This is a genomic window from Candidatus Obscuribacterales bacterium (assembly GCA_036703605.1).
In the GTDB taxonomy this organism is placed as follows: domain Bacteria; phylum Cyanobacteriota; class Cyanobacteriia; order RECH01; family RECH01; genus RECH01.
Genome location: DATNRH010001086.1, coordinates 1 through 4,252, shown reverse-complemented (window position 1 = coordinate 4,252; position 4,252 = coordinate 1). Strand labels below are relative to the sequence as shown.

The window sequence follows — 4,252 nt, the reverse complement described above, 5'->3', positions numbered from 1 at the left end:
TTGATAGCGAACCGTGCCTGTTCCAAGACGAGGATTAGGTACAACGACATCAAAGGCAATGGTTTCAGGCGTCGGCAGAGGATCGACGGGAAAGATACCAGATTCATCGCTATCCTCTTCAAGAGATTGGTACCGCACTGTACCGGAGTCTAGTACCCATTCGCTCACGGCTCCCTGAACCATGGTCTGGAGTACCAGTTCCTGTAGTAAACGGGTATGCAATAGATAGGGACGCTGTAAGTCCACAATAGTTAGGGTGTTTTCATCGACTTGATCTCCTGATAGAGAAAACTGGACAGCAGCGAGTAAGATACAGTCATCTTCGACGGACTGATCGGTTCCAGCAGAAATGGAATCCCAATGGCGGAGAACAGCACGGCGGTAGCGAGTGGACACCTCTCCAGGAACGGTCACCGCTTCTAGGTTATCAATCGCTGTAAGCTGCTTTGAACGCTGATAATCATCTAAAGCTTGGGTGAATTGGGTCAGTTGGGCAGCGATCGCCTCTTCGCTAGGTGTAGCACTCGTCTCATCAATGAGAATCTTATCCAATACCTTCAAGACAGGATGGTGCAGTTGATCGAGACTGGGGCGAGTATGGGTGACCCAATAGCGAAACAGATCGCGCAACACAGAATCGGCTTGGCTTTGGGGAAGAATAGCATCAATCGTAGGAATCCGTGCCGGATCGTCTAGTCCATCCCGCAGGGTTTGGATTAGGGATGCGATCGCCTCGTCTTCTAGCTCAGGGATATCCGGATCAATGTCAATCTGGGCAAGTAAGGATGCGATCGCCCGTACCCAGGTTTCTTCCCATTGCACCGGCGGTGTAGCCCGTAACTGCAGCCTAAAGTGATCGCGAAGACGGGTATCTTGAATCACGCCATCCTGCCCCGACTCACTGCGGCAGGGATCACCGAGGATCGGTTGTTTGCCGGTATAGCAGGCGTGATAACACAAGGTCACATAGACTGCAACAAGATCACTGGACTCTGGTGCGGGAACCTCTTCAGGCGTCTCGGATACGTCTAGATCGTTAGCCGGCAAGGGCTGTAAGGTTTGCCAATTTGCGATCGCTTCGTCCTCGATGACGGTTGCGGCTAGCCAATCATTGAGCTTGGCACATTGTAAAGCATCGACCCAAACCTCCCGCCCTTGGGGATCGATGGCAAAGCCTGGAGCCACCTGAAGCTCTAAGATACCGTCAGTATTAGCCGTACTCACCGCCAGCCCCCATACAGTGCCGTAGCCATGCAAACTGCGGTTATGGAGTTGGGACTTATGCAGAAAATAGACCTGTTCTTGCTGGAAGTCGTTGACCCCTAGCACTTGGCCCAGGACATAGTTTAAGCGCTCGCGGTGGTGGAGATTTTTGAGCTGAGGACAAAGATAAAATGGGTGAACCATGGCGCTGCTCCGGGTGATAGGGTTAGCGAGAAATGACAGTACGGTTCGTTAAGCTGTAGGGGAACGTTGTTCCTAGGGCAGCGGCATCCAAGGCGGACTCCCCTAGGCGGAAAAGTTCAAACTGACCACCCTGCCCTAAGACCGTGTCTAGCCCCAGGCGGACGTCGCCGACGCGGAAGAGAGCCCAGTAGGGCTGGAGAGTAAAGGCAGTGTGAGCAGGCTTTTCTAGGGCAACGATGCGCTCTATCAAGGCATGGGTTGTGGCCGTCACGGTTGTGGGCACCATCACGGTGAAGCGATGGGCACGACTCTTGGTTTCAGGACTTGGGATCAATCGCGGAGGTTGGTGTTCATCTGTAGGATCAGCAATCGCTGTCTCCCCGGGCAGACGAGTAAGGAACCGTTCCACAATGCGGACTGTGGAGTGTAGGGTGGCGGCCATATGATCGTGAAAGATGCTGGGCCCTGACTCGGGGTAGAGGGTCAGAACAATAGCCTGCAATAACCCAGTCGGGGTGCCGCGCCGCTGAAAGAAGTAGGGCGCTTGGGCGATCAGCAATCGTCGCTGATGGTCATTCCAAGCAGGATCCAGGGCCAGCCCAATCCAGCTAGCCAGCCAGTCTAGCGCTTCAGCCGGTGCAGTATGGACATCCAACAGGGTCTGCATCTGGGCAATGAGTCCCTCAAGATACGTCAATATCCCTTCAGGGTTAGCCAGGAAGCGCTCCAAGAAGCTGGCGGATACGGCATCCTGTTGATAGACCGCCGGTAGATACTCCTGAAGATAAGAAAATCGAGGATAGTGAGCCCGTAGGGCCCGTAGTAAGGGAGTCGTTCGACCATTGCCGATCAGGGTCAGACGCAGTTGCAGATAGCGCCCCCGCAGGTCTTGAAACAGTAATTCCCAGGTTCCCGTATGGTCATTCAGCTCCTCTGCACTCCAGAGGCTAGAATAGGGCAATTCACTGCTGGGCCGTCGATACAGGTTCGGCTGCCGGTGACGGGCTGCCTGGGTTAACGCCTCGGGTTGTTCTGCCGCTTGGGCTTCGATCTGAATCGTGGTGTTGGGCGGTAGGCAGGCATCCAGGCAGAGACGATGCCAGACACAATCGGGATCTTTACCATCGAGAATCGGTAAAATCAGGGTTTCTTGGAGTTCGTAGCGCTGACGCGGCAGGGCCCGGATCGGTAGCCAGCGGTGGCGGAGGGATTCCCCAGATACTTCTCCAGATGGCTCCCGAAGCTGTTGGTAATAAATGTCACCGGATGCCCAGTCGGCAATGAGAGATACCGGACGGGCATGGCGTAGGGGATAGTAGTTGCGTTCTAAATATAGGGTTAAGGGCGTGAGGGAGCGTACCGTTAGCGCAAACACCTGACGACCGGTTGATTCAACTACCACTAAGGTGCCGATGGGGGTATGAGCGTTATTGGCAGAGGGATTGGGTTGATAGGCGAGGTCATAGGCGCGAATCTCGCCAAGATCGAGGTCATCGGCTCCAGCATCAACTAAAACGGCAGTGTTGAGAACCTGAACCTGCGGCACACCCCCGTTGACGGGGTAATACCAAAGGCGTGCCGCTCCACGGTCAGGATGATCCAAAATCCAGAAACTGCCGTCGGGGAGGGGGGCGATCGCCCCTGGGTGGATGGTATCGGCATGGAGGTGAATGGGCATTGGCGGCGGCACTGGGGTGTCGTGGCGCGGCCTGCCCACCTGAGGCTGAAACAAGGAGAGCACTCGGGGCAGAGAGGCGGGAGGAGGCAGGGTGCGCAGGGTGCGATCCAGTCGCCACACCTTATGGTTGACGCGATCGAGGACAAAGAGCTCACCGGTGGGTAATGTTGCTAAATCAAAGGGCTGGGGAAGTTGGGATAGGGAAGCACCTTCATCCAAGGATAGGCGCAACACACCACCATCCAGGGCATAGAGATCCAACACCAGTAAACTGCCCGTACTGGGTGATCCAACCACAAGGTATCCATCCGGTAAGATAGCTAGCCCAGCTAGGGGTTCGGGCAGCGCTGGTGCTGGGGGCTGGGCTGGATAAAAGGGATCCCCCGTGGGTGGACAGGTCTGAGCTGGCAGGGGATAGAGGGTCTCGGTGGTCTGGGCGGCGGCCCAACGAACCTGAATCTGGGTGCCGGTAGCATCAATCCAGTACCAGTGACCATAGATATCGCGATCGCTATCCCGTCGCTGGGCTGGATCGAGGGCGATCGCATCTCCCGGCTGGGGTGGGGGCAAGAGTTCTGCCTGCAGCTGTACCCCGTGGCGATCGGGGTTGTACTCCCACCGCCGCCCAGCAGACGACTCCGTCTGGCAACGACTCCAATCGGCGGGCCCTAGCAACAAATGATACCGATGGTTGTTAACGTTTTTCATGGCTTAACACCGCTCCGGCAAAACGGGAATCGGAACCCACTCAACGTCTGGGGAGGGAGGTGTGGTGGTGCTGCCGCCATCAGCACGCAGGTGGGACAAGGGCACCGCCGAGCCAACCACCACGGACAATCGGGCCAGTCGGGGTAGTTCTAGACCCGATAGCTCTACCCCGGAGACTGTTTCCGTCTCCGTCCCCAGCAGCAGGGCATCGTTGATCTGGCGCACCCCTTCCACCCGGGCCACCACGGCGGCCAGTTCTGCGGCAGACACCGTCACCTCTAGGGGCCAGCCAGAGCCGCGATCGCTCCCCTTGGGCACCGGCCCACCATAGAGCGGCGATAGGAAGCGGTAGAGGGCCTGTTTCACCGCCTCCCGCAGCGGACCGGTCGCATAGCCACCTTGGGGCATGATGCCCACTGAAACCCATAGGTCAACATAGTCGGGACCCCGCACATACAG

3 protein-coding genes are annotated in these 4,252 nt (G+C 56.8%); all 3 read right to left on the bottom strand.

What is annotated here, in order from left to right:
• A partial coding sequence (locus V6D20_22520; GenBank protein HEY9818556.1) for a hypothetical protein occupies window positions 1-1,407 on the bottom strand: 1,407 nt, incomplete at its 3' end.
• Between the two features lie 22 nt (window positions 1,408-1,429).
• Complete coding sequence (locus V6D20_22515; GenBank protein ID HEY9818555.1) at window positions 1,430-3,793, bottom strand: phage tail protein; 2,364 nt, start codon at window positions 3,791-3,793, stop codon at window positions 1,430-1,432.
• A gap of 3 nt (window positions 3,794-3,796) precedes the next feature.
• Window positions 3,797-4,252, bottom strand: a 456-nt coding sequence (locus V6D20_22510) for a hypothetical protein (protein ID HEY9818554.1), incomplete at its 5' end; no start/stop codon positions are given.

What these genes read in the sequence shown, in the direction of transcription:
- V6D20_22515 (HEY9818555.1), bottom strand. Translation starts at nt 3,793, where the DNA reads ATGAAAAACGTTAACAACCATCGGTATCATTTGTTGCTAGGGCCCGCC.